Raw genomic sequence first — 24,843 nt, forward strand, 5'->3', positions numbered from 1 at the left:
GGCCCCTCTGCCGAAGCCTGCGGCGTGACAGCCACAAGCGAGATACTTACCTATATGTCCACCCCAACCCGTCAACGGAAACGCGGACACGACCCGGAGTCCGTGCTGGCCATCGCCGTCGGCGTCTTCAACGAGCGCGGCTACGACGGGACGAGCATGGAGGATCTGGCCAGGGCGCTCGGCGTCACCAAATCCGCCATCTACTACCACGTACCCGGCAAGGAGCAACTGCTCGCGCGAGCCCTGGACCGGGCGCTCGACGGCCTGTTCACCCTGATCGCCGACGAGCGCGCCACCTCAGGTCCGGCGATCGACCGCCTGGAGTGGGTCGTACGGCAGTGCGTGCGCACCTTGGTGGACCGCCTGCCGTACGTGACGTTGCTGCTGCGGGTGCGCGGCAACAGCGCGACCGAGCAGGGCGCGCTGGATCGGCGGCGGGAGTTCGACACGTTCGTCCATCACCTGGTCGGGCAGGCGGCGGCCGAGGGCGGAATCCGGCCGGACCTCGATCCGGCGCTGGTGACCAAGCTGCTGTTCGGCGCCGTCAGCTCGATCGCCGAGTGGGATCGCCCGGCGTCCGGCGGGTCGGCGGACGACCTGGCCGACATGCTGGTCACGATGATGTTCGACGGGTTGCGGGGCTAGCTAGGCATCCAGCTCCGGGGCGCGCCGGCCGGGCGGCAGCGGGGCCTTGACGCGCAGGTCGTTGCGGATGGCCTCGCCGAGTCTCTTGGTGGCCATCCGGTTGAGCGCCCCGCCGGCCACGGCCCCGGTGAGGAACGGGCCGAGCGTGGTCAGGTGGCGGCCGAGCGTCCGCATCAGCCGGTTGCGCAGCGCGGTCTTGGCGGCCGCGCCGAGGGCGAGGGTCACGGAGGCGGGGGCGAGCGGATCCACGCCGCGCTGCTTGGCCCAGGCGGCGGTGAAGACAACGGCGCGCTGGGAGCCGGTGCCCTGGACGTGCACGCCGTAGACCTCGTGCAGCTCGGCCAGGAGCTTGACCTCGATGGCGGCCACCACGATGGTCTCGGCGACGAGCTGGGCGGGGGCCGACAGGAGGAGGGGTGGGGCGGCGAACTCGGCCGCCGCCAGGGCGCCGCCGATGGCCCCGACGGTCATCGTGGCCTTCTGCGCGGTGCGGACGAGGTCGTCGGCGAGTTCCTCGCCGGTCAGTCCCTGGTGATGGTCGGAGAGCGTGTGCAGGTCCCTGATCGGGATGCGGGGCGCGATGTTCAGGAAGACGTCCGCCAGCCAGCGGCCGCGACCGGCGCCGTTCTTCCTGGCCTTGCTCGCGCCCGTCGCCAGGGCGCGGGCTAGACGGCCGAGCAGCCTGCGCCGCTCGGCCGGCTCCAGCTCGGCGGGCTCGGTGAGCCTGCCTACGAGCTCGCCGACCTCCGACTCGGAGGTGGCGACCTCGTCACCCGGTTGAGGATCCTTGTCAGGTGTGGCCACGCGTCTGCCTCCTTGTCAGGCGGCGCACTCCCGGCAAACCTGCTGACCGTTCCTCTCGGAGGCCAACTGGCTACGGTGGTGCACGAGGAAGCAGCGTGAGCAGGTGAACTCGTCAGCCTGGCGCGGGATGACCCGCAGGCTGAGCTCTTCGTTCGACAGATCCGCACCGGGCAGTTCGAGCGATTCGGCGAGATCGGTCTCGTCGATGTCGATGCTGCCTGACGATTTGTCGGTGCGCCGCGCCTGGAGCTCCTGGAGGCTGTCTTCCCCCAGATCGTCGTCTGTCTTGCGCGGGCTGTCGTAGTCGGTAGCCATGGTGATTACTCCATCCCCCTCATCAATATGTCTTCGCGCTCGTCGCGCGTCTTCTAACGTCCGGGAGGTCCGTCTTGTGCCCGTTCCGCCGGGGAGATTTCCCATCGGTACCCCGAGGAAACGGACCACGAACCTCCCAACACGTCAGGGCCTGCTGCCGTCGGCAATGGTTAGCCAAATATGGCGAAACCCACAGCCTTGGCGTCATGCGCCACCGTGTTCGACGGCACATCCAACCACATGTGCGACGAGAACGAGACGCCCCCCGTTGGACAACACGCCGGGACAACACGCCGATCAGCGTCTCGGAAGCCTAATGGTCACCACGAGTCCTCCGCCCTCCCGGGGCACCGCGTTCACGGTGCCGCCGTGAGCCTGCACCACGGCACGGACGATGGACAGCCCCAGACCCGATCCCTTGGCCGAATCAACGCGGTCCGCATTGAGCCTCCTGAACGGTTCGAACAGGCTGTTCACCTCGTACGCCGGCACATGCTGCCCGGTGTTGGCCACCTGAACAACCAAGGCACCGTCCACCATTCCCGTTCGGATCCATACTTTTCCGTTTTCGGGAATGTTGTACTTCACGGCGTTCTCAAGGAGGTTGCTGACGGAGCGCTCCAGGAGCACGGGATCGCCGACGGTAGGCGCGCTGACCAGTTCGGTGGTCAGCGTGACGCCGTGCTCTTCCGCGAAAGGCGTAACCTGCTCGACCGCCGTCTGCGTCACGTCCATGACGTCCACCGGCTTGCGCACCGCGAGCTCGCGCTCGCTCCTGGCGAGCAGCAGCAGCCCCTCGATGAGCTTCTCGTTGCGCGCGTTGACCTCCAGGAGGGTACGGCCCAGCGCCTTGAGGTCCTGGGACGCCTCCGGGTCGGACAGGGCGATCTCCAGGACCGTCCGGTTGATGGTGAGCGGCGTGCGCAGCTCGTGCGAGGCGTTGGCGACGAAGCGGCGCTGGGCGTCGAAGGCGACGTTGAGCCGGATCAGCATGTCGTCGAAGGTGTCGGCCAGCTCCTTGAGCTCGTCGTTCGGCCCCTGGAGGTCGATGCGCTGGTGGGCCAGGGTGCTCTCGGAGAGCTTGCGGGCCGTGGAGGTCATCTGGCTGACGGGCCGCAGCGCCCGGTCGGCCACGAAGTAGCCGAAGATGACGGCGAGGATGCCGACGCCCATCAATCCCAGGATCGACTGCCTGACCAGAGTGTCCAGCACCTCGTTGATGCCGTTGACCCGGAGCAGCTTGACCTGTGTCTCCAGGTAGGCGGCGAGATCCGACGGCGTGCCCTCCGGCAGCTTCAGTTCGTACACGAACCCCGTGTAGAGCACCGAGCGCACGATGAAGTGGATCACTACCAGCAGCAGCGCCCCGGCCAGGAAGAACATGCCGCTGTAGGTCAGGGCGAGCCGCCAGCGGATGCTCACCTTGCCGGGCAGGTCCCGCACACGCTCCATCGTGCTACGCACATCCGGCGAGTGCGACGGCGGGGGTGGCCCGTCCCAGACGGGCGGCCCGCTGGGCGGCGGCGCCTGCCCGGCCCGCGCCGCCTTCCGCGCCGAGTGCGGGCTGATCATCGGGTGGGTGGGCACCGCCTCACGGTCCGGCCGTTCCGTCACAACTTGTACCCAACTCCGGGCACGGTCTCGATCACCTGAGGCTCGCCCAGCTTCTTCCGCAAGGTCATCATGGTCACCCGCACCACGTTGGTGAACGGGTCGATGTTCTCGTCCCAGGCCTTGTCCAGCAGGTCCTCCTGGCTGACCACGGCGCCCTCGGCCCGCATGAGCTCCTCCAGGACGGCGAACTCCTTCTTGGTCAGCACGACCTCCTTGCCGTCGCGCTGGACCAGGCGCTTGCCCGGGTCGAGCCGGACGCCGGCGCGTTCGAGCACGGGCGGCAGGGCGGGAGCCGAGCGGCGGCCCAGCGCGCGCACCCGCGCGACCAGCTCGACGAAGACGAACGGCTTGGCGAGGTAGTCGTCGGCGCCCAGGCCGAGCCCCTCCACCTTGTCGTCCACGTCGCCGGAGGCGGTCAGCATCAGGATCCGCGACGAGGTGCGCTGCTCGACGAGGCGGCGGCAGACCTCGTCGCCGTGCACCACCGGCAGGTCCCGGTCCAGGACGATCACGTCATAGTCGATGTAGGAGGTGCGCTCCAGCGCGCCGCCGCCGTCGTAGGCCACGTCCACGGCCATGGCCTCGCGCCGCAGCCCGGTCGCGATCGCGTCCGCGAGCACCCGCTCATCCTCGACCACCAGCACTCGCACTCTGGTACACCTCTCTCCGATTCTGGCTGAGTAATTCTGCCCACAGCCGCGATAAGCGCACGGTAAGGCATGTTCGGACGTGCCCGGACGCGGGTGACGCAAGGCACAACGGATTTCATGTTTCGGGAGCGGAACAGTCTGGGTACACCTGCGAAACACCCAAAATCCGTGCGCCGGTTTTCGGCGTTCGCGGGCGATGGGTCACACTTCGCCCCGCATCAGCACGAACCCCTGAGAGAGTAGGTGAGATGGGCGAGTTCACGACCACGATCGAAAGCCGCCTCGACCAGGCTTACAAGGGCCTCCGGGAGGCCAGGAGCGCCGGCGACGATTACCTCGCCGACACCCTCACCGCCGAGATCGAGGATCTCCGCCGCCTGGCGGACGATCACGGCGTTCCCCTGCCCCGCTGAGCGTGACACGGCCGGAGCCCCTGAGGAGGGGCTCCGGCCGTTCTCTCATCAGATCCTGATCAGTCGCGCTCGGGATCGAGCGGCGCCAGCAGATCATGCAGGTCCTCGAACAGGCCGGGCGCCGCGCAGAGCATGAACTCGCTGTTGGACGGCCTGCCGTCCAGGCCGCCGATCCTGGCCCCGGCCTCGCTCGCCACCAGGCCCCCCGCAGCGTAGTCCCAGTAGTTGACGCCCCGCTCGTAGTAGGCGTCCACCCGGCCGGAGGCCACCGAGCACAGGTCGGCGGCGCAGGAGCCGCCCCGCCTGATGTCACGCACCCTCGGCAGCACCGAGGCGAGCACCTGCGCCTGAACGGCACGCCGGGCCGAGTCGTACCCGAAGCCGGTCGCCACCAGCGCCTGCCCCGGCGGCACGGCCGGGTTGCAGCGCAGCCGCTCACCGTCGAGCCAGGCGCCCTCGCCGAGCGCCGCGGTGAACATCTCGCCGCGTGGCGCCACGTTCACCGCCCCCGCCACGACGCGGCCGTTCACCTCGACGGCGATCGACACCGCCCAGTCGGGCAGGCCGTACAGGAAGTTGACGGTCCCGTCGATCGGGTCGACGACCCAGCGCACGTCGGAGTCGCCCGGCGCCTCGCCGCCCTCCTCGCCGAGGACGCGGTCGTCCGGCCGGACGGCCGCGATCCGCTGCCTGATGAGCTCCTCGGACGCCTTGTCCAGCAGCGTGACCACGTCGGTGGGACTGGACTTGGTCAGCACGTCGGCGGACGCCACGGACATCGTGGGCCGCTTGGCGAGCAGCATGTCGCCGGCCTCGCGGGCGATGTCCTCGGCCAGTCGCGCGAAGTCGGTCATCATGCCACCGAGTCCGGGCGCTTCCACTCCTGGCCGAGGACGTGCCGGCCGAGGAAGGCCAGGACGGTCTCGTACCAGGCGACGACGTTGCCGGGCTTGAGGATCCAGTGGTTCTCGTCGGGGAAGTAGAGGAACTTCGACTCGACGTCGGAGCGGCGCAGGTCCCACCACAGGCGCAGGGCCTCGCCGATCGGCACCCGGTAGTCCTTGTCGCCGTGGATGACGAGCATCGGGGTGCTGATCCGGTCCAGGCCGTGGTGCGGGGAGAGCGCGGTGTAGCGCTCGGAGCCGGGGGCGCCGAACTCCCGCTGCCAGTACAAGGCCATGTCGGTGGTGCCGGCGAACTGGTCGAGGTTCCACAGCGAGGCGTGGGTGACGATCGCCTTGTAGCGGTCGCTGTGCCCGGCGACCCAGTTGGCCATGTAGCCGCCGTACGAGCCGCCCATCGCGGCGATCCGCTCGCCGTCGAGGTCGTCCCTGGCCAGCGCCACGTCCACGATCGCGTCGAGGTCGGCCATGGTGCGCGGGCCCCAGTCGCCCCAGCCCCGGTCGATCATGTCCTGACCGTATCCGGTGGACAGACACGGGTCCGGCATCAACACGGCGTAACCGTGCTGGGCCATGATCCACGCCTGCCAGCGCCACTGCCAGTCGTTCCACGAGGCCACCGGGCCGCCGTGGATCCAGAGCAGGAACGGCGCGGGCTCGGCGGCGGAGGCGGTCTCGGGCAGGATGAGCCAGCCGCGGACGGTGGCGCCGTCGTCGGCCGTCGCGGAGATCTCCGTCAGTGTGCCGGGCACCTCCGGGCGCGGCGCGGGCGAGGGCAGGTCGGTGATCTCGCCGGTGACGACGTCGATCCTGGCAGGCCCGGGGGCCAGGGCGACGCCGCTGCGCAGCGCGTGCACGAAGCGGCCGTCGGCGGAGGCGTTGAGCCCGAGGTAGGCGGCGTCGTCCCCGGTGAGCCTGGTGTGCTCACCGGTCAACGGGACGCGGAAGACCGGGCGGCGGCCCTGGTGGTCGGCGGTGATGTACACGGCCGAGGAGTCGGGCGCCCACGCGGCGTCCGACGGGAACAGGTCGGGCGCGTAGGCGCGGCCCTGCCTGGTGGCCAGATCGCCCACCCAGAGCTCGACCCTGGCGGAGACGTCCAGGCCGGTGACCCGATCGCGGGTGCAGGCGACCCGCGCGCCGTCCGGGGAGACGGCCAGCGGGCCGCCGAAATCCCAGCCTTCCTGGCTGAACAGGGCGCGCCGATCCCCGCTCGCCACGTCGATCGCCACCAGCTCGGTCCGATGCTCGCCGGCGGGCAGCGAGATCCGCCAGGTGGCGAGCACGGTGGCGCCGTCGGGGGTGAGCGCGATGGAACAGTCGCGCAGCGCCTCGCCGGGGTCGGGGGTGAGCTCGCGCACGTCCTCCAGGCGGTCGTCGCCGAGCCGGCCCGCGAACAGCCTGACATGGCCGGGGCCGAGGTCGTGGTCCCAGTAGCGGACCGGGTAGCCCTCGTGCAGGATCGCGCTGCTCCCCGCGTCCTTGCGGGCCTTACGCCGCTCCTCCTCCGTCGCCTCCTCGCCGGCGAGCACCTCGGAGGCGAACACCACCACGTCGCCGGCCGTACGGAAGACGCCGATGCCGCCGGGCCTGGTGGCCACCTGGCGGGCCTCACCGCCTGCGCGGGGCAGCAGCCAGAGCGCGGGCGCCTCGTCGGCGGCGTCCTTGACGGTGGGGTCCGGGCGGGCGGAGGTGAAGAGCAGGTCGCCGGCGTCGGTGAACTCCGCCGCCGTCTCCCCCTTGGCCGACCTGGTCAGCCGGTACGGCTCGCCGTCCACGGGGATGGACCACAGCGCGGTGCCGTACGACTTGCCGTCCGGGTTGAGTGCCTGCACCGCCGACACCAGACGGGAGCCGTCGGGCGCGAGTTTCAAGGAGAGAACTCGAGGGATGGCGACATAGTCACGGATATCGTCAAATGCGCTCACTCGATCGAACCTACCTCGTGGAAGGACCACTGGCACTGCGGCATAGGGTTGAGCCGTGGGAGATTACGACGCGCTGCTGGTGTTGTCGTTCGGCGGTCCCGAGGGGCCCGGCGACGTGCTGCCGTTCCTGGAGAACGTCGTGCGCGGCCGGGGAGTCCCCCGTGAGCGGCTGATGGAGGTCGCCGAGCACTACCAGGGCTTCGGTGGCGTCAGCCCGATCAACGGCCAGAACCGCGAGCTCGTCGAGGCGCTGCGCCCGCTGGCGGGCGTGCCGGTCTACTGGGGCAACCGCAACTGGCACCCCTTCGGCGAGGACACCGTACGGCAGATGGCGGCCGACGGCGTGCGCAGGGCGGCGGTCTTCGCCACCTCCGCCTACGCCGGCTACTCCAGCTGCCGTCAGTACTACGAGGACATCGCCAGGATCTCCGTCGACGGCGGCCCCGAGCTGGTCAAGCTGCGCCACTTCGGCGACCATCCGGGCTTCGTCGAGGCCATGACCGACCACACCCGGCAGGCGCTGGAGCGGCTCGGGCGCGACGACGCGCGCCTGGTGTTCACCGCGCACAGCATCCCGGTCTCGATGGCCGAGACGGCCGGCCCCTCGGGCGGCCTGTACGAAGCGCAGCTGCGCCGCACCGCCGAGCTGGTCTCCCGGTCGCTGGGCCGCACCGAGCCCTGGGACCTGGTGTGGCAGTCGCGCAGCGGCCCGCCCCAGGTGCCGTGGCTGGAGCCGGACGTCTGCGACCATCTGCGGGCGGTCGACGCCAAGTCCGTGGTGCTGGTGCCGATCGGGTTCGTCTCCGACCACATGGAGGTCGTCTACGACCTCGACACCGAGGCCAGGCAGGTGGCCGACGAGCTGGGGCTGCCCATGGAGCGGGCGGCGACCGCCGGCACCCACCCGGCGTTCGTCCGGATGGTGCGCGAGCTCATGGACGAGCCGGAGCCCGTCGCCTGCGCGCTGACCTGCTGCCCGCCGCCCCGGCACCGTCCGGCCTGATCAGGCACCTGATCAGGCGTAGGTGCGGGCGTACGCCTCGGCGATGCCCAGCACCTTGTTGACGTAGTCCCACGAGTGGTTGTAGTGCCAGATCGCCTTGCGCAGCTTCTCGCCGCCCTGGCCGGCGCCGGTCGCGCAGAGGTAGTTGGCCGCGCCCGGCACCGCGTCGTACGGGCTCCAGATGTCGGCCTTGCCGTCGCCGTCGCCGTCCACGCCGTAGGCCTTCCAGGTGGCGGGCATGAACTGCATCGGGCCGAGCGCGCCCGCGCTGGAGGGGCCGTTGTTGCGCCCGTGGCCGGTCTCCACCTGCCCGATCGCGGCCAGCACGGTCCATGACAGCCCGGGGCAGCGGGTGGCCGAGAGCTTGTAGAGGTCCAGATAGCTGCCGGGCCGCCCGGTGGTGGCGACCGGCTGCTCGCGCTGCTTCTTCTTACGCTTCCCCGCGTCCAGCAGGACCACCTGGGCGCCCTTGCCGAGCAGCTTGCGCACGCCCGCCTCGCCGATCCGGCCCTCCTTGCCGTGCAGCAGCACCGCGACGCCCTGTGCCAGCCCGAGCCTCCTGCCCTGCTCGGCGCTCACCAGGCCGTCGACCCCGGACAGGCCCAGCGGGGCCGAGGCCGCGACGCGCAGCCTGGGACCGCCGTCCACCTGGTAGTGGGCGCCCAGCACCAGGCCGAACTCGCGCGTGGCGGCGGCGTCGGCGACGAGCTCGCCCCGGGTCAGGGCGCTCCAGACTGCGGGCTGGTCGGCGACCGGCTGCGGCGTCCAGGAGCGGAAGTCGGCGGGGTCGACGGCGAGCAGGTTGAGCCCGGTGCCCGAGATCTTGACCGCCCCCGCGTCGACCACGACGGCCTTGGTCACGTGCGTCAGCTTGGACAGCTCGAAGCGGGTCCCCTTGGGGACCGTGGCCGGCGCGACGGCGAGCACGCGGGGCGGGGTGGGTGTCACACCGGCGCCGCCCGCGCCGAAGTCCTTGACGGGAGCCGTCGTGGGGACGAGCTTGTCGAGCGCGGGGGTCTCCTGCTGGGGCGTCGTCGACCGCCGGGGTGGTGCTTCGTGCGCGGTCTCAGTCGGGTCTCCGCCCAGGACCAGGACGACCCCACCGGCCGCGAGCGTGACGGCGAGTACGGCCACGACCATGAAGACAACACCACGGAAGGAGGGAAGACCGGACACCCGGCACACGTTAACCCACTCGCCGAGAAATGAGTTGCATCACGGACAGACGCCACGCAAAGGTAGGCGGGCACAGTAAGGGGAGTCAGCCATGGTCGGGCCTTACCGGGGGTTGTTCAAGGGGCCCGGCGTCAAAGCTTTCGTACTCGCCGGATTCATCGGGCGGATGCCGATGTCCATGCTCGGCATCGGGATCGTGCTGCTGGTCGAGGGGCTCACCGGGTCGTACGCGATCGCCGGGGCCGTCGCCGCCGCCTCCAACATCTCCTTCGCCGTGGCCGCGCCCCTGTCCGGCCGCCTGGTGGACCGGTTCGGCCAGAGCCGGGTGATCATCCCCTTCGCCGCCGTCAACGCGCTCGCGCTCGTGACGCTCATGCTCAGCGCCCGCCTGGACCTGCCCCAGTGGACCCTGTACGCCTCCGGCCTCCTGGTCGGCGCCACCTCGCTCTCCCTGGGCTCGATGGTGCGGGCGCGCTGGTCCCAGCTGTACGCCGGCTCGCCGAGGCTGAACACGGCCTTCGCCTTCGAGTCCGTCGCCGACGAGGTGATCTTCGTGACCGGGCCCGCCCTGGTCACGGTGCTGGCCACCACGATCAACCCGTACGCGGGCCTGATCGTGGCGCTGGCGTGCATGTTCAGCGGGTCCATCGCGCTGGCGCTGCAGCGGCGCACCCAGCCCGTCGTCCAGCCGGTCCGGGCGGCCGGCGGCACGCCCATCCTCATTCCCGGGATCGCCCTGCTGTCCTGTGTCTACCTGGGGCTGGGCGCGGTCTTCGGCTCGGTGGACCTGATCACCGTCGCGTACGCCGAGGACCACGGGGTGAAATGGGCCGCCGGGTTCCTGCTGGCCGCCTTCGCGGGCGGCTCGATGGTGTCGGGGCTGTGGTTCGGCTCGCGGAGGTGGCGCATGTCACTGCGCGGCCGGTTCGTGCGGGCGCTGGGCGTCTTCGTGGTCGGGCTGCTGCCGATCATGTTCATCGGCGACGTGCGGATCATGGCGGCGGGGCTCTTCGTGGCCGGGCTGGCCATCTCGCCGACGCTCATCACCGGCTTCTCGCTGACCGAGCGACTGGTGCCGTCGTCGCTGCTCACCGAGGGCATGGCGTGGATCTCCACCTCGATCGGGCTGGGCGTGGCGATGGGCGCATGGGCGGGCGGCAGGCTCACCGAGGCGTTCGGCGCCTCCAACGCCTACGGCTTCTCCCTCGCCTGCGCGGTCGTCGCGGGAATCGTGGGATTGGCAGGTTCGGGTTTGCTGAGACTTCCCGAAGCGCCTTCACCGGCCGAGAGCTGATCCGCTACCGTCGAGACATCCCTCGCATCACCCTTCACACTGGAAGCTTTATTTATGTCCCGACAATTCAGTTCACTTCTGGCCATTGCCGCAGTTGCCGTCACCCTCACCCCGGCACCCGCGCTCGCCCAGCCCACCGTCAAGGAGGTCGACTGCACGCAGGTGAAATGCGTCGCACTGACCTTCGACGACGGTCCTGGCAAGTACGCGGGGACGCTGCTCGACACCCTCAAGAAGTACGACGCGAAGGCGACGTTCTTCCTGGAGGGGCAGTACGTGAAAAGCCGGCCTTCCTATGTCAAGCGCATGGTGAAGGAAGGGCACGAGATCGGCAATCACAGCTACAAACACCCCGACTTCACCAAGATGACCGCCACGGCCATCAGGTCCGAGATTCAGAAGACCAACGACGAGATCAAGAAGGCCGCGGGCGTCGAGCCCAAGCTGCTGCGCCCCCCGTACGGTCTGTCAGGCGTGCTGACCTCGGAGGTCGCGGCCGAGTACGACATGCCGATCATCCTGTGGACCGGCGGTTCCCGTGACTGGGAGTCCAAGAACGAGGAGGCGATCAAGAAGCAGACGCTCGCGGTCGCCAAGGGCAACAGCATCGTGCTCATGCACGACTGGGTGAAGCAGACGGTGGACGCGATGCCGTCGATCATCAAGACGCTGCAGAAGAACGGCTACCACCTCGTCAAGGTCACCGACATCATCAAGCACGAGAACCTCAAGCCCGGCGACACCTTCCCCCTTCCCGAAGGCTGGGATAAATGAGTAGCGTTCACGTTTAACACGGAGCTCTAGGCAGGGACGCGCTCATGGTCTTCACCAATTGGGCAGGCAATCAGACCGGCGTCCCCGCCGAGGTGCGCACCCCGGCCTCCACCGAGGAGGTCGTCGACGCCGTGCGGGCCGCCGCCGCGAGCGGGCGGCGGCTGCGCATGGCCGGCACGGGCCACTCCTTCACCGGAGTGGCCCTCACCGACGGGATCCTGCTGCTCCCCGGCGGCCTCACCGGCGTCAGGTCCTGGCACGACGACCGCGTCACCGTCCTGGCCGGCACCCCGCTCAAGGCGCTGAACGAGCTGCTCGACGAGCGCGGCCTGGCCCTGGCCAACATGGGCGACATCACCGAGCAGACCGTCGCCGGCGCCATCCAGACCGGCACCCACGGCACCGGCCGCGACACCGGCGGCCTGGCCGACCAGGTCACCGAGCTGGAGCTGGTGCTCGCCGACGGCCGCGTGGTGACGGCCGGACCGGGCAGTGGCCAACAGGACCTGTTCGACGCCGCCCGGGTGGGCCTCGGCGCGCTCGGCGTGCTGACGGCGGTGACGTTCCGGGTGGAGCCCGCGTTCCTGCTGCACAACCGGCGGCGGCGGGTGACGCTGAGCGCCATCCTCGGCGCACTCGACGCCACGACCTCGGGCAACGAGCACCTAGACTTCTTCTGGCTGCCGCACACCGACGCCTGCCTGGTCAAGACCAACAACCGGCACCCCGGCCCGGCCCGGCCGCCCAGCGCCTTCAAGCACTGGCTGGACAACGTGTTCCTGGAGAACACCCTCTTCGGCGCCACCTGCGCCACCGGCGCCCGCTTCCCCGCGCTGATCCCCCGGATCAACGCCGTCAGCGCCGCCGCGCTGGGCGACTCCGAGTCCGTCGACACCTCGTACAAGATCTTCACCGCGCGGCGCGACGTGCGCTTCCTGGAGATGGAGTACGCCATCCCGCGCGAGCGGCTGGGACAGGCGCTGCGCGAGACGCGCGACCTGATCGACCGGATGGACTGGAAGATCACCTTTCCGGTGGAGGTGCGGGTCACGCCCGCCAGCGACGCGTGGCTGTCCACCGCGTACGGCAGGCCGACGGCCTACCTCGCCTGCCACATCTACCGGCCCACACCCCACCCCGCCTACTTCGAGGGGGTCGAGGAGATCATGACCCGGCTGGGAGGACGGCCTCACTGGGGCAAACTGCACACCAAGGACGCCGCCTACCTGCGGGGCGTCTATCCCCGCTTCGCCGACTTCGTCGCCCTGCGCGACCGTCTCGACCCCGGCCGCCTGTTCGGCAGCGCCTACCTGGAGACGGTTCTCGGCTGACTCTCGTTCCCGCCGGATGACCTTCCGTTCCCGCCGAAGGTAAAAAGCGTTCCCTGAATGGGCGCGAGCGCGTGTCCCGGCGCTCCCGCGCGCCGCGTGCGGGGCAACCTCGACGCTCGTGCCCCGACGATTCGGCCTGCCCTCCGTATACCTCGCGGCGGCCGTGGTCACAGCCGCGGCGACGGCCGTGACCACCGCTGTGCCCCTCGCCATGACGCCCGCCTCCGGACTGGCCGGCCACCCCTCCGCGACCGAGCCCACCCGCCCCTACATCGTCACGGCGCGCGACCGGGCCGCCGCCCGCGATCTCGTCGGCGAGGTCCGCTGGCGAGTGCGGCGCTACTACACCGCCGCACTGCCCGGCTTCGCCACCTGGCTGAGCGCCGCCGAGGAGGCGGAGCTGCGCGCCGACCCGCGCGTGCAAGCGCTGGAGCCCGACCGCGAGATCCACCCGATGACCGGCCGCGCGCCCGCCTCCGTCCAGGCCGAGGGCGGCAAGGGCGTCACCGTCTACGTCGTGGACAGCGGCCTGGACCTCGACCGGAGCGAGTTCGGCGACCGCGCCTGGCGGGCCTTCGACGCCACCGGCGGCACCGGCCAGGACTGCACCGGACACGGCACCCAGGTGGCCCGCGCCGTCGCCGGCCGCTCGCACGGCGTGGCGCCGCAGGCCAGGATCGCCTCGGTGCGCGTGCTCGGCTGCCGCGGCTCCGGCACCCTCTCGGACCTGCTGGCCGGCCTCGACTGGGTGCACCGGCACGCGCGCGGCCCGGCCGTGACCAACCTCTCGCTCAACGGGGCCGACTCCCCCGCGCTGAACGCCGCCACCCACATGCTCGTGCGCTCGGGCGTCTTCGTCACCGCGGCGGCGGACTCCGGCGCCTGCCGCACCACCCCCGGCGGGCAGGCGTACTCAGCGGCCTCCCCGCAACTCGCCGGCGCTGCCGCCCGCCAGTTGGAGCTCCAGCCAAACACGAATCCCACCGCTCTGGCGTCTTCGCTCAACTGCACAACGGCACGCGGCGATATTCGCCAGAATCCGTCGAGGACGTCTAACCTCCTCCTGCGCGGCGGCGGGCTCTGAAAGGATGGATTCCTCAAATGTGACCGGCGTCACAACGCCCCGAGGCTATCCCACGAAGGCGATGTTCGGACATGCCGGGTACGGTGCTGGCAGGCAACCGGCACACGCGAGAGACTCAAGGGTCCGGGGGAAGAATGAGCACGCTGACGAAGGGACTCGCATGCAGGAGCTCCGACTCGTCGCGGTGAGTGAGGACGGCACCTATCTCGTGCTGGCTACTGCCGGGCGAGGCACGCGCTTCACACTTCCCGTGGACGACCGGCTCCGTGCTGCCGTCCGCGGCAACTTCTCCCGTCTCGGCCAGTACGAGATCGAAGTGGAGAGTCCGTTGCGCCCCAAGGAGATCCAGGCCCGCATCCGTGCCGGCGAAACCGCGGAGGAGATCGCCGCGACCGCCGGCATCCCGGTCGAGCGAGTCCGCTGGTTCGAGGGGCCTGTGCTCCAGGAGCGCGAGTACGTCGCGCAGCAGGCGCAGCGCGCCGCCGTCCGGATGCCCGGCGAGTCCTCCTCCGGTCCCGTCCTCGGCGACCTCGTCGCCGAGCGGCTCAACCGGCGCGGCGTGCCCACCGACGAGATCGACTGGGACTCCGCCAAGCGCGACGACGGCCTGTGGCGGGTCAAGCTCGGCTACGTCTGGAACGGTCACACCAGGCACGCCGAATGGCTCTTCGACCCGCGCCGGCGCCATGTGAGCCCGAACGACGACGAGGCGATGCGGCTGTCGTCGGCCGACTTCGACCCCGACCCCGTGGTCGAGGACACCACCGTCACCCCGTTCACCCCGCGCGTGGCCAAGCTCCAGCCGGTCCCGCCGCTCGCCGCCGACCCGCTGCCGTTCCCGTCCGTGGTCCGGCAGCAGGATCACGAGGAGCCCGCCGTCGGCTACGAGCCGCAGGCCAGGCCGCCCTCGTACGACGTGCCGCCGCCCACCCCCGCCAGGGAGGCCCCCTACGACCGGGCGCCGGCCCGCGAGACCGACCCGGCACCGCCCCACGACGGCTCGGCGGGCCGCGCACCCGACACCCACCGGACAGAGCCCTCCGTCAGGGAGACCGGCCACACCCGTCCCGGCGAGACCACCTCTCGCCGTGGCGGGTCTTCGCCATGGCTGCCCGACTTCGGGCAGTCGCGGGACCGCGAGTCCATCTACTCCCCCCGCACCACCACACCCGCGCCCGGCTCCCCGACCCACCCGGACCAGTCCGGCGGCCCTACGCCCCAGAGCCCCGCACCCACCGGCGCCGCCCCGGACTCCACCCCTCCGGGCACCGCCTCCCCCGGCACCACGCCGCTGCGCGCCTCCACGAGCGCGCCACCCACCACACGGCAGGACGACCGCACGCCGGACACCGAGGCCCGCCCCACCACACCCCACCACGACCGCACGCCGGACATCGGAGCCGGCCTGGCTGCGCGCCACGACGAACGGCCTTCCGCCGCTGACGGCGGGGCGGCGGCGTCTTCCGCCGAGGTCTCGCGCGCCTTCGAGCCCGAAGTGGTGCAGCCCCCCAGGGCCGCTCCCACACCCGAGGCCCCCTCCTCGTCCCCCGAGCCCACACCTGCGCAATCGTCCGCCTCAGAGGTCTTCACCCCAGAAAGCACCACGACTGCGCCCCCCACGGCGGAGGCCGCACACACCGAAGGGCCGCCGCCCACCGTCGAGTCCTCCGCGCCAACGGATCTCGCCACGGAGAACGAGCCCACCACAGCGACCACGAACACGGCATCTCCTGCCGAGGCCACGCCCGCGAAGGCGACGCCTGCAGCAGAGAGCCTCGCTGCGGAGACGCCTGTTGCAGAGCAGCCCGTCGCGGAGACGCCCGTGGCGGAGACGCCCGTCGCGGAGACGCTGACGCCGTCGCATCCCGTCGCCGAGTCTCCTGCGCAGCACCAGCAGGCCACCGAGACCACCTCGCAGGCGCACGGGGCCATCGATTCCGCCGACAGCGTCGCCGTACAGGCCGCTGACGCGTCCGCCGCCGCCGACGCACGCCCCTCTCAGGTATCCGCCGGCCAGGAGGCGACGCCGGCGCCGAGTCCCACCGAGGTGCAGGGCAACGCCGCAGAGACGAAGGACGACGCCTCACAGGCACAAGAGGCACCCGCGGCGACTTCCGACACGTCCACGGTGACCGCCTCCGACCAGGCGACGACGGCCGCTGCCGAGGAGACGCCACCGGCCTCGGCCAAGACCGCGACGTCCGCCGTACCGGAGAAGGACACCGCGCCCGCCGCGCGCCAGGAGGACGCGGCGGCACCGGCCGTCGACAAGCACGCCGCAGCCGCCGTACCCCAAATGGACGCGTCACCAGCACCTCAGCAGGACGCTACGCCTCCTCACCAGGAGGGTCAGTCTGCCCAGCCTCAGCGGCAGGCTGTTGCCACCGCACCCGAGGAGAGCGCAGCACCCACCCCGCCTCGCCAGGACGCCGCGCCCACCGACGAACCGCAGCAAGAGGCCGCACCTGACAAGGAGGCGACCCCCGCCGCCGCGAAGCAGGCGGCCCCCGCAGCGCCCACGCAGGACGTCAAGCCGGCCGCCGCCAGTAAGGACGCGGCCCCCGATAAGGACACGGCGCCCGCCACACCCGACGTCAAAGCACAGCCCGACGTCAAGGCAGAGCCCGAGGTCAAGGCGGAGCCTGCGGCGAAGGTCAAGTCTGGGGGCAAGGGCGCTGAAGGCAAGAGTGCTGAGGGCAACGGTGCCGGAGGCAAGGGTGCTGGGGGCAAGCCGGTGCCCGCCGCGCGGCCGAGCAAGGAGGACGAGGCGAAGGAGGAGCCCGCCGCCAAGGAGGAGCCTCCCGTGCCGGTCCCCTCTCCGCCCCCTGCACCGGCAGCACGCCAGCCGCGCAAGGGCTCCCGGGGCCGTCGCGCGTCGGTGCCCACCTGGGACGAGATCATGTTCGGCGCCCGCCGCCAGGACTGACCCAGCCCAGCGCCACCCACACCGGCCTCAGCACCGGGCCCGCACGAGACCGACGCAAGACGAGCCGGCCGGACCCGCCCGGGACCGCTCCCAACCGGGCCTCGACACCAGGACCGAGGCCGCCGCAAGCCCGGCACCGCCACCACCGGGCTCAGTCCTGCCCAGGACCTCGTCGCCCGAAGACCGACACAGGACCGAGCCAAGCCGGGAGCGACCCACGACCGCCCGCCAGGCTCAAGATCCCTTAAGGCTGGCCCCGAGGGGTGAAGCCGCTCGGTGGTCACCCCTTCAAGAAGGGTGCCAGCCATTCCGGGGTCACCTCGGCGGGGAAGGCCGTGGCCTGGGATTCGGAGACGTCGATGGCCGAGTAGCCGCCCTTGCCGGCGCCGACTCCCGTGATCATGGTGAGGACTCCGGCGCGTCGCTGGAACCAGGTCTGGCGCAGGCGCCAGCCCACCACGGCACGCCGCTCCACCACCGCCTGCGCGCGCCGTAGCGAGCCGGACCGCACCGTCAGGCGGACGCCGTCGTAGCCGTGGCCGAGCGAGTGGTAGCGGTCGATGCCCAGGGGGATGCCGAGGGCCGCCAGGAGCAGGCTGAGCACCAGCAGGACCCACCACAGCGGCGACCCGGTGGCCCAGATCAGCGCGGCGGCGACGGCCGTCACGACGAGCCACGGGGCGATGGCCCGGAACAGGCGGCGGTTGCGGGCGATGGGCGGGTGGGTGCGCAACTCGGCCTCGTAGGGGCCGATGGCGTCGCCGGTGACCTTGAGGACCACGGGCCGGGGCACGACCGGCAGGAGTTGCCCGCGGGTCTCCGAGTCGCCGAGGCCCGTCACGATGGCCCAGGCCCGGGCGACCCCGGCCCAGCGTTCGGCCAGGCCTTCGACGATCTCGTAGCCGCGCACCCGCCTGGACTCCAGCGACACGCTGCGTCTGTTGATGAGGCCGCGCTCGGCGACGAGGTAGCCGTCGCGCCGGTTGAGCTTGAAGTTCCAGTTGAACACCGCGTACATCACGCCGCCCACGAACGGCATCGCCACCACGAGCAGCACCGCGGCGGCCACCAGCAGGGACGGCCGCTCCCAGAGCCACTCGCCGACCGTCCAGGCGGCGTTCCTGCCGAAACCGAACTCGTCGCCCCACTGGAACGCCAGGCCGATGGCGCCGCCCGCGAGCGCGAACGGGGTGAGCAGGTACGCGCCCGAAAGCGGGCCGTACAGGAGCCACTTGCGCGGCACGGCGACGATGACGTCCGCGCCGGCCGCCTCCCCGGGCGGCGGCGCGGCCTCGATGACGTCCTGGACCTCGGCCCCGGCGGCGCGGGCGCGGCGCAGCAGGATGGGCCTGAGCCGTTCGGCCTCCTTCAGGGTGACGCCGTCGAGGGTGGCCTCGCCGTCGCCGCCGCTCGCACCCGTGTCGATCTTGAGTACGGCCAGGCCGAGCAGCCGGTGCATGGGCGGGGTGGACACGTCGACCCCGCGTACCCGTTCCAGGGGGATGGTGCGGACGGAACGGCTGATCAGCGAACGTTTGATCTCCAGCCGGTCGCCGGCGAAGTCGTAGGTGAAGGTGAGCCACCTGATCACGGCGAAAACCACGGTCCCGACCAGGCCCAGCGCGGCCCACAGGTAGGACCTGCCGGAGAAGCCGCCGACGACGAGCACCCCGACCAGCGGCAGCAGCAGCGAGGGCAGCATCCGTACCGGGTCGATGAGCAGCACCTTGGGACTCAACCGCCGCGACGTCACAGCCGCAGGCACCGTACCGAGCTCCGGCGGCCCGCCCGGCGGCGGCGAGCCCTCGACCGAGGGCGACCCGTCAGCTGGGGAGGCCCCACCGGACATGGGCGGGTTTCCAGCCGAGGACGGGCCGTCCGACGGATCCGAATCCTCAGTCCGGGGCGGGCCTTCAGACGCAGGCGGGCGATCGTACGAGGAGGACATGCCCACGGACGGGGGTGGCCCCTCGGACGGGGACGGGCCCTCGGACTGGGGCGGGCCGTCGGGCTGGGAGGGCTGGGTGGGGCCGGTCACGTCGCGTCGTCCCTGAGCTGCTCGGCGCGGTGGGCGAGGTCTTCGGCCAGGCCCGCGGCCACGAGGTAGTCGAGGCCCTTGATCGTGGAGGAGCCGGCGTGCGAGGCGGTGCGGATCTCGAGCGTCGCCAGCCCGAGCAGCCGCTCCAGCCAGCCCTGCTCCTTGTCCACCGTCTGGATGCGGCTGACGGGCACGAACACCCACTCCCTGGTCAGGAACCCCTGACGGGCGTAGACGACGTCGCCGGACAGCTCCCACCGGTGCACCCTGTAGCGCACGAACGGCTCGGCCACCAGGAACGGCGTCGTCAGCACCCCCACGGCGACCGGCAGCGCCCAGGGCCGGGCGGCGAACCACTCCGGCACCCACGACCACCCGCTCCCGCCCACCCAGCCACCGACCAGGATCGATCCGCCGATGAGGAGGACGAAACCGATCAACGCCTCGATCAGCCAGAGCCCGCGGGCCTTGGGTGAGACGCGGTTCGCCGGATCGCGTAGGGGGCCTGATGACATCACAGCACCAGCTTATGGCTCGCGGCATATCAGCGATCTGTCAGCGACGGGCCGATTCATATCCGGAAAGTGTCAGTGGCGTAAGCCACAGTGGGGGTCATGCGATATGCGATAGAGGCCGAAGGCCTGGTGAAACGCTACGGCGAGACCAAGGCGCTGGACGGCGTCGATCTCGTCGTGCCCCCCGGCAGGCTGCTCGGCGTGCTCGGGCCCAATGGCGCGGGCAAGACCACCGCGGTGCGCATCCTGGCGACGCTGCTGGTGCCCGACTCCGGGCGGGCCTCGGTGCTGGGGTTCGACGTGGGCCGCCAGTCCCACCAGGTCAGGTCGCTGATCGGGCTGACAGGGCAGTACGCCGCGGTCGACGAGATGCTGACCGGCGTCGAAAACCTGGTGATGATCGGCCGCCTGCTGGGGCTGTCCCGCCGCGAGTCGCGCGAGCAGGCGACGGCGTTGCTGGAGCGGTTCGACCTCGCCGCCGCGGGCGGGCGGGCGGCCAAGACCTTCTCCGGCGGCATGCGCAGGCGGCTCGACCTGGCCGCGAGCCTGGTGGGCAGGCCGCAGGTGCTGTTCCTGGACGAGCCCACCACCGGGCTCGACCCGCGCAGCCGCACCGAGCTGTGGGGCGTCGTGCGCGGGCTGATGGCCGACGGCGTGACCGTGCTGCTGACCACCCAATACCTTGAGGAGGCCGACCAGCTCGCCGACGACATCGTGGTCTTCGACCACGGCAAGGTGATCGCCTCGGGCACCTCCGACGAGCTCAAGGCCACCACCGGCGGGCAGGTGCTGGAGGTGCGGCCGCTGGAGGCGCACCAGCTGGAGCTGGTCGCCAAGATCGTCGCCGAGATCGTGGACGAGCGGCCCGAGACCTCCGGCGGCAAGGTCACCGTCGCCGTGCACGACCCTGCGGTGGTGCCGGCCATCGTGCGCCGCCTCGACGATCTGGGGATCGTCGCCTCGGAGCTGGCGCTGCGCAAGTCCAGCCTGGACGAGGTGTTCCTGGCCCTGACGGGCCACCGCGCCGAGGAGCCGGCGAAGGCCGAAGAGGAGATCTACTCATGACCGCGATCACCACTCCCCTGCCCGCCCTGCCCGGGAGGGTGGGCCCGGGGGCCACGGTCAGGCAGACGCTGACGCTGGCGTGGCGCAGCCTGGTGCAGATCAAGCACAACCCCTGGGAGCTGCTCGACCTCTCCATCCAGCCGATCATGTTCCTGCTGCTGTTCACGTACGTGTTCGGCGGCGCCATCTCCGGCTCGACCGGCGACTACCTGCAGTTCGCGCTGCCGGGCCTGCTCGTCCAGAACGCGCTGTTCTACACCCTGTCCACGGCGATCGGGCTCAACACCGACATCACCAAGGGCGTCTTCGACCGGCTGCGCAGCCTGCCGATCGCGCGGACGGCGCCGCTGGCCGGGCGGATCATCGCCGACACGTTCAAGCAGGTGTGGGCGTTCGCGCTGCTCGTCGGGTTCGGCATGGTGCTGGGGTTCAGGATCTCCACCGGCGTGGCCGGGCTGCTCGGGGCGCTGGTCCTGCTGGTGATCGTGGCGCTGGCCATGTCGTGGATGTCGGTGCTGATCGGGCTCAAGGCGTCCAGCCCCGAGAAGGTGCAGATGATCGCCTTCTCGGTGATGATGCCGCTGACGTTCACCAGCAGCGCCCTGGTGTCTCCCGACACCTTCCCCGGCTGGCTGCGGGCCTGGTCCGACGTCAACCCGGTGACCCATCTGTCCGACGCGATCCGCGGGCTGCTGATCGGCGGCGACGTGGCCAGCCCGGCCATGATCTCGCTGCTGTGGTCGGCGGGCTTCGTCGTGGTGTTCGCCCCGCTGGCGATCAGAGTCTTCCGCAGCCGCGTCTGACCGGGGTCACATGCGCAGTGCGAGCGCGACGACTTCATCCTGGTCCATCCCCCGGCCGCGTTCGAGGTGACGGCGAAACGCCTGATCCCCGAGCGCGGCCTTCGCGTCCGCGGTGAGCCGCACGTGGTCGAAGTCCACCACAGCCGCGATGCCCTTGACCGTCTCCGCGCCGCCGAGCAGCGTCGCGGCCTCCTCCGCCCGCCGCTGCGCCAGGGCCAGCCCCGCGCAGGCGATGATGGCGATCCCGGCGAGCTGCGCGTCGCTCACCTCGGTCGCCTGTTTCAGCGCCAGTGTGAGCAGCCGCCGCGCCCCGGCGAGATCACCTTCGTGTACGGCCAGCAGCCCGAGCGAAGAGTTGACGGCCGAGATCATCTGGATCGGCACGGCGGCGCTCGCGTCCATCATGCTCAGCGCCCGCGCGTAGTGCTCGCGGGCCCTGCGCAGGTCACCGTCCTGCCTGGCGAACTCACCCCAGGCCGCCATGATCCCCGCCTCGCCGAGCTGGTCGCCGCTGTCGGCCGCCACCTGGGCGATGTCGTGCAGGAGCCGCTCGGCCTCGGCGCGGCGGCCCAGCAGATTGAGGCCGAGCGCCAATCTGGCCCGCATGTACGCGGTGTCCTCCAGCGCGCCGAGCTCGACGGCCAGCTCCAGGGCGTCCCGCATCACTGCGATGCCGAGCTCGGACTCGCCGCGCAGGAAGTGGACGTCGGACAGGGTCGCGAGCGCGGTGGCGGCACCCCACCGGTCGCCGATCCTCCGATAGCCGTCGAGCGCGGTCAGGGTCTCCCACTCGCCCTGCTCGATGCGCCCGGCGGAGTAGTGCGTCAGCCCGCGGAGCAGCATCCCGGTGGCGACCACCCACGGGTCGGGGTGCCCGGCCATCTCCGCCACCAGCGCCTCCGACTGCGGCGCGCCACCGCCGGACAGCACGAACATGGGCCCCGCCAGCGCCACCAGGGGATGCGGCGCCACCTCCGGCGAGCCCAGGTCGCGCATCTCCTCCAGCATGACCTGGGCCTCCTCCCACGAAAGGAGCAGGCCGACCCCGTTCAGCACGTGAATGGCCAGGTTCGTGGCGCGCATGGGGGCGGGGCCGTCGCTCGCGACCGCGAGCGCCTCGCGCGACCGGAGCGCGCCTTCGAGCCGGTGCCCGCGCAGCCACCAGTACCAGCCGAGCGCGCTGACCAGCCGGAGCGCCAGCTCGCCGGCGCCGCTCTCGATCGCCCACCGCAACGCGGTGGACAGGTTCTCGTGCTCGGCGCTCAGCTCGGCCAGCCGGTCGATCTGCTCTCCGGTACGCAGCCTCGGCTCGGCGGCCTCGGCCAGCTCGGTGAAGTGAACGGCGTGCGCCCGCCGGACGACGTCCAGCTCGCCGGACTCGTCGAGCCGCTCGGTGGCGTAGGCCCGGATCGTCTCCAGCATCCGGTAGCGGCCGGCGTCGAAGATCACGAACGACTTGTCCACCAGCCGGGCCAGCGATCCCAGCACGTCATGGGCGGTGGCGTCGGCGGACCCGCCCTTGAGCCGCTCGACGGTGGCGGCGTGGACTCGCTCGATCGCGTCGAGTGTGGCGCCGCCCGCGAACACCGCGAGCCGCCGGCCCAGCGCCCGTTCCTCCTCGTCCAGCAGGTTCCAGCTCCACTCGACCACGGCGCGGAGCGTCTGGTGGCGTGCCTGGGCGGTGCGGCTGCCCGAGCTGAGCAGCCGGAACCTGCCCTCCCTCGCCCCCAGTCGGGCGGCGATCTCCCCGGCGGTCAGCGACCGCAGCCGGGCGGCGGCCAGCTCGATGGCGAGCGGCAGCCCGTCCAGGGCCCGGCAGATGGCCACCACCGGGCCGGCGTCCTGCCGTACCTGATAGCCGGGCCGTACGGCGGCGGCCCTGTCGGCGAAGAGCCGCACGGCGGGATAACCGGCGGCGTCGCCCGGATCGACACCGGCCGGCGGCAGGCCGAGCGGCGGCAGGGTCCAGGTGACCTCGCCCGTGATGCCGAGCGGCTCCCGGCTGGTGGCCAGGATCCGTACGCCCGGGCAGTCGGCGAGCACCTGGTCGGCGATCCGCGCCGCCTGCTCGACCACGTGCTCGCAGTTGTCCAGCACGATCAGCAGCCGCTTGCCGCGCAGCGCCCTGATCAGGCGTTCGAACGGGTCCTGCGGCAGGGAGGCCATCGGCAGGGACCGGCCGTCGCGCAGGTCGAGCGCGCTCAGCAGGCTCTGCACCAGCCCGGCCTCGTCGCTCACGGGAGCCAGCTCGGCCAGCCACACCCCGTCGGGCATGCTCTCGGTCACGGCCTCGGCGACCTCCGTGGCCAGCCGCGTCTTGCCCGCGCCGCCGGGGCCGATCAGCGTCACCAGCCGGTGCGCGGACAGCAGGCCGGCGGTGTGGTCGAGGTCGGCCTCCCGGCCGACGAAGCTGGTCAGCCGCGCCCGCAGATTCCCCCGGCGCCCACCCGCCGGAGGCACCCCCTCCGGCGCTCGACCCTCGCGCCCCCAGCCCTCCGCCCTACCGTCCGGCTCCCGACCTCCACGTCCGCCGACCTCCGGCCCGCCGTCCGGCATCCGACCTCGGGGCACGCTGACCTGGGACGGGCCGTCCGGTGTCCGGCCCTTGCGCGCGCCGCCGGGCGCGCTGCTTCTGCGTGTGCCCGGCGTGGGCCGGCCGCTGCCATGTTCGGCCGTGGGCGGTGCGCTGCCGTTATCGGTCGTGGGCGGGGCGCCGCGGAGCATGGTCAAGTGCAGCTCCGCCAGGGCCGGCGAGGGGTCGGCGCCGAGTTCGTCGCGGAAGGTGCGGCGTGCCGTCTCGTACGCGGCCAGGGCCTCCACCCGCCGGCCCGCGCCGTACAGGGCTCTCATCCGCTGGCCGTGCAGGCGCTCGCGCAGCGGGTGGGCGGCCAGCAGGCCGGACAGCTCGTCGATGAGGCCGGCGGGCCGGCCGAGCCGCAGTTCGGCCTCTATGCGGTCCTCGGCGACCGACAGCCGCCTGCTCTCCAGGCGGGCGACGTCGGCGGCGATCACCTCGCCTGCCAGGCCCGCCAGCACCGGACCGCGCCACAACGCCAGCGCCTCCCGCAGGGTGGCGGCCGCCGTGGAGGCGTCACCGGCCGCCAGCGCCTCCTGGCCCGCACGGGCGAGAAGCGTGAATCTGCGTACGTCGACCTGGTCAGGTCCGGCCACCAGCCGGTATCCGGCGGGTTCGCCGACGACGAGGCCGCGCGCATGATTTTTTCCCAGTGCGGAGCGCAGCCGTGAGATCAGCGCCTGCAGCGCGTTGCCGACGCCCGACGGCACCTGGTCGTCCCAAATTCCGGCGATCAGCCGCTCGACGGGAACGATCCGGCCCGCGTCGAGAACGAGCAGGCCAAGCAAGGTCCGCAACCGCTGCCCCGCGATCTCCACGACCTCGCCGTCTCGGCGGACCTCGAGCGGGCCGAGGACGGCGAAGGTCATGCTTGGGTCCAAGCTCACCCGCTCCATGCCTCGATTCTGACGGATTTCGCGCCCTTTACCGGCCACCGACCATCGCGAAACGGTCTTCGCAGCGTCTAGACCCGCGTAGCATCATGCGG

At 71.5% G+C, this 24,843-nt stretch carries 20 protein-coding genes; 10 read left to right on the plus strand and 10 right to left on the minus strand.

Annotated features, from left to right (window positions below; all coding sequences use genetic code 11):
* Positions 1-54 precede the first annotated feature (54 nt).
* The gene (locus tag ACTMTF_RS15940) at positions 55-645 is read left to right on the plus strand and encodes a TetR/AcrR family transcriptional regulator (protein ID WP_441111326.1); all 591 of its coding nucleotides are present in this window, start codon (positions 55-57) and stop codon (positions 643-645) included.
* Here the strand turns inward: ACTMTF_RS15940 and ACTMTF_RS15945 are convergent, their stop codons facing one another.
* The 4 genes from ACTMTF_RS15945 to ACTMTF_RS15960 form a co-directional block, all read right to left on the minus strand.
* Entirely contained in the window at positions 646-1,449 is an 804-nt protein-coding gene (locus tag ACTMTF_RS15945) for a hypothetical protein (protein WP_441111327.1), read from the minus strand.
* Positions 1,450-1,464: 15 nt separating this feature from the next.
* Complete coding sequence (locus ACTMTF_RS15950) at positions 1,465-1,764, minus strand: DUF4193 domain-containing protein (RefSeq protein ID WP_090929286.1); 300 nt, start codon at positions 1,762-1,764, stop codon at positions 1,465-1,467.
* Positions 1,765-2,061: 297 nt separating this feature from the next.
* A complete protein-coding gene (locus ACTMTF_RS15955) occupies positions 2,062-3,378 on the minus strand; it encodes a sensor histidine kinase (RefSeq protein ID WP_441111328.1) in 1,317 nt (438 codons plus the stop codon).
* A complete protein-coding gene (locus tag ACTMTF_RS15960; protein WP_397002735.1) occupies positions 3,375-4,028 on the minus strand; it encodes a response regulator transcription factor in 654 nt (217 codons plus the stop codon). The genes ACTMTF_RS15955 and ACTMTF_RS15960 overlap by 4 nt, the downstream gene beginning before the upstream one ends.
* Positions 4,029-4,276: 248 nt before the next feature.
* Here ACTMTF_RS15960 and ACTMTF_RS15965 point away from each other — a divergent pair, with 248 nt between their 5' ends.
* On the plus strand, positions 4,277-4,441 hold the full coding sequence (locus tag ACTMTF_RS15965; protein ID WP_397002737.1) for a hypothetical protein: 165 nt from the start codon (positions 4,277-4,279) through the stop codon (positions 4,439-4,441).
* A 59-nt stretch (positions 4,442-4,500) separates the two neighbouring features.
* On the opposite strand, the gene ACTMTF_RS15970 is transcribed toward ACTMTF_RS15965, so the two are convergent.
* Positions 4,501-5,295 (minus strand): inositol monophosphatase family protein, encoded by a 795-nt coding sequence (locus tag ACTMTF_RS15970; protein WP_441111467.1) that lies wholly within the window; start codon positions 5,293-5,295, stop codon positions 4,501-4,503.
* Positions 5,295-7,217, minus strand: coding sequence for an alpha/beta fold hydrolase (locus tag ACTMTF_RS15975; RefSeq protein WP_441111329.1), 1,923 nt, complete (start codon positions 7,215-7,217; stop codon positions 5,295-5,297). Before ACTMTF_RS15975 ends, ACTMTF_RS15970 begins: the two co-directional genes overlap by 1 nt.
* Before the next feature lie 109 nt (positions 7,218-7,326).
* Between ACTMTF_RS15975 and ACTMTF_RS15980 the strand changes: the two genes are divergently transcribed.
* Positions 7,327-8,274: a ferrochelatase gene (locus tag ACTMTF_RS15980; protein WP_441111330.1), complete on the plus strand. Its 948-nt coding sequence runs from the start codon at positions 7,327-7,329 to the stop codon at positions 8,272-8,274.
* Between the two features lie 12 nt (positions 8,275-8,286).
* Here the strand turns inward: ACTMTF_RS15980 and ACTMTF_RS15985 are convergent, their stop codons facing one another.
* Positions 8,287-9,450, minus strand: a complete 1,164-nt coding sequence (locus tag ACTMTF_RS15985) for a lytic transglycosylase domain-containing protein (RefSeq protein WP_441111331.1) — start codon at positions 9,448-9,450, stop codon at positions 8,287-8,289.
* 91 nt (positions 9,451-9,541) lie between these two features.
* Between ACTMTF_RS15985 and ACTMTF_RS15990 the strand changes: the two genes are divergently transcribed.
* The 5 genes from ACTMTF_RS15990 to sepH all read left to right on the plus strand — a co-directional run bounded on the left by ACTMTF_RS15990 (position 9,542) and on the right by sepH (position 16,859).
* Positions 9,542-10,744 (plus strand): MFS transporter, encoded by a 1,203-nt coding sequence (locus ACTMTF_RS15990; protein ID WP_441111332.1) that lies wholly within the window; start codon positions 9,542-9,544, stop codon positions 10,742-10,744.
* Between the two features lie 54 nt (positions 10,745-10,798).
* Positions 10,799-11,518 carry a polysaccharide deacetylase family protein gene (locus ACTMTF_RS15995; protein WP_441111333.1) on the plus strand — a complete coding sequence of 240 codons (720 nt, stop codon included), beginning with the start codon at positions 10,799-10,801 and terminating at the stop codon, positions 11,516-11,518.
* 44 nt (positions 11,519-11,562) lie between these two features.
* Positions 11,563-12,849, plus strand: coding sequence for a D-arabinono-1,4-lactone oxidase (locus ACTMTF_RS16000; protein ID WP_441111334.1), 1,287 nt, complete (start codon positions 11,563-11,565; stop codon positions 12,847-12,849).
* Positions 12,850-12,967: 118 nt separating this feature from the next.
* Positions 12,968-13,933, plus strand: coding sequence for a S8 family serine peptidase (locus tag ACTMTF_RS16005; RefSeq protein ID WP_441111335.1), 966 nt, complete (start codon positions 12,968-12,970; stop codon positions 13,931-13,933).
* A gap of 160 nt (positions 13,934-14,093) precedes the next feature.
* Positions 14,094-16,859, plus strand: coding sequence for a septation protein SepH (gene sepH, locus ACTMTF_RS16010; protein ID WP_441111336.1), 2,766 nt, complete (start codon positions 14,094-14,096; stop codon positions 16,857-16,859).
* A 280-nt stretch (positions 16,860-17,139) separates the two neighbouring features.
* Here sepH and ACTMTF_RS16015 read toward each other — a convergent pair whose 3' ends face one another.
* Together ACTMTF_RS16015 and ACTMTF_RS16020 are read right to left on the minus strand one after the other, a co-directional pair.
* Positions 17,140-18,708, minus strand: coding sequence for a PH domain-containing protein (locus tag ACTMTF_RS16015; RefSeq protein ID WP_441111337.1), 1,569 nt, complete (start codon positions 18,706-18,708; stop codon positions 17,140-17,142).
* A gap of 185 nt (positions 18,709-18,893) precedes the next feature.
* Positions 18,894-19,412, minus strand: a complete 519-nt coding sequence (locus ACTMTF_RS16020; protein WP_397002759.1) for a PH domain-containing protein — start codon at positions 19,410-19,412, stop codon at positions 18,894-18,896.
* Positions 19,413-19,511: 99 nt separating this feature from the next.
* On the opposite strand from ACTMTF_RS16020, the gene ACTMTF_RS16025 reads away from it, so the two are divergent.
* Complete coding sequence (locus tag ACTMTF_RS16025; protein ID WP_441111338.1) at positions 19,512-20,477, plus strand: ATP-binding cassette domain-containing protein; 966 nt, start codon at positions 19,512-19,514, stop codon at positions 20,475-20,477.
* Positions 20,474-21,280: an ABC transporter permease gene (locus ACTMTF_RS16030; RefSeq protein ID WP_397002763.1), complete on the plus strand. Its 807-nt coding sequence runs from the start codon at positions 20,474-20,476 to the stop codon at positions 21,278-21,280. The genes ACTMTF_RS16025 and ACTMTF_RS16030 overlap by 4 nt, the downstream gene beginning before the upstream one ends.
* Positions 21,281-21,286: 6 nt before the next feature.
* Here ACTMTF_RS16030 and ACTMTF_RS16035 read toward each other — a convergent pair whose 3' ends face one another.
* Positions 21,287-24,724, minus strand: a complete 3,438-nt coding sequence (locus ACTMTF_RS16035) for an AfsR/SARP family transcriptional regulator (RefSeq protein ID WP_441111339.1) — start codon at positions 24,722-24,724, stop codon at positions 21,287-21,289.
* Positions 24,725-24,843 lie beyond the last annotated feature (119 nt).

This window comes from Nonomuraea sp. ZG12, from assembly GCF_052068115.1.
GTDB lineage: Bacteria > Actinomycetota > Actinomycetes > Streptosporangiales > Streptosporangiaceae > Nonomuraea.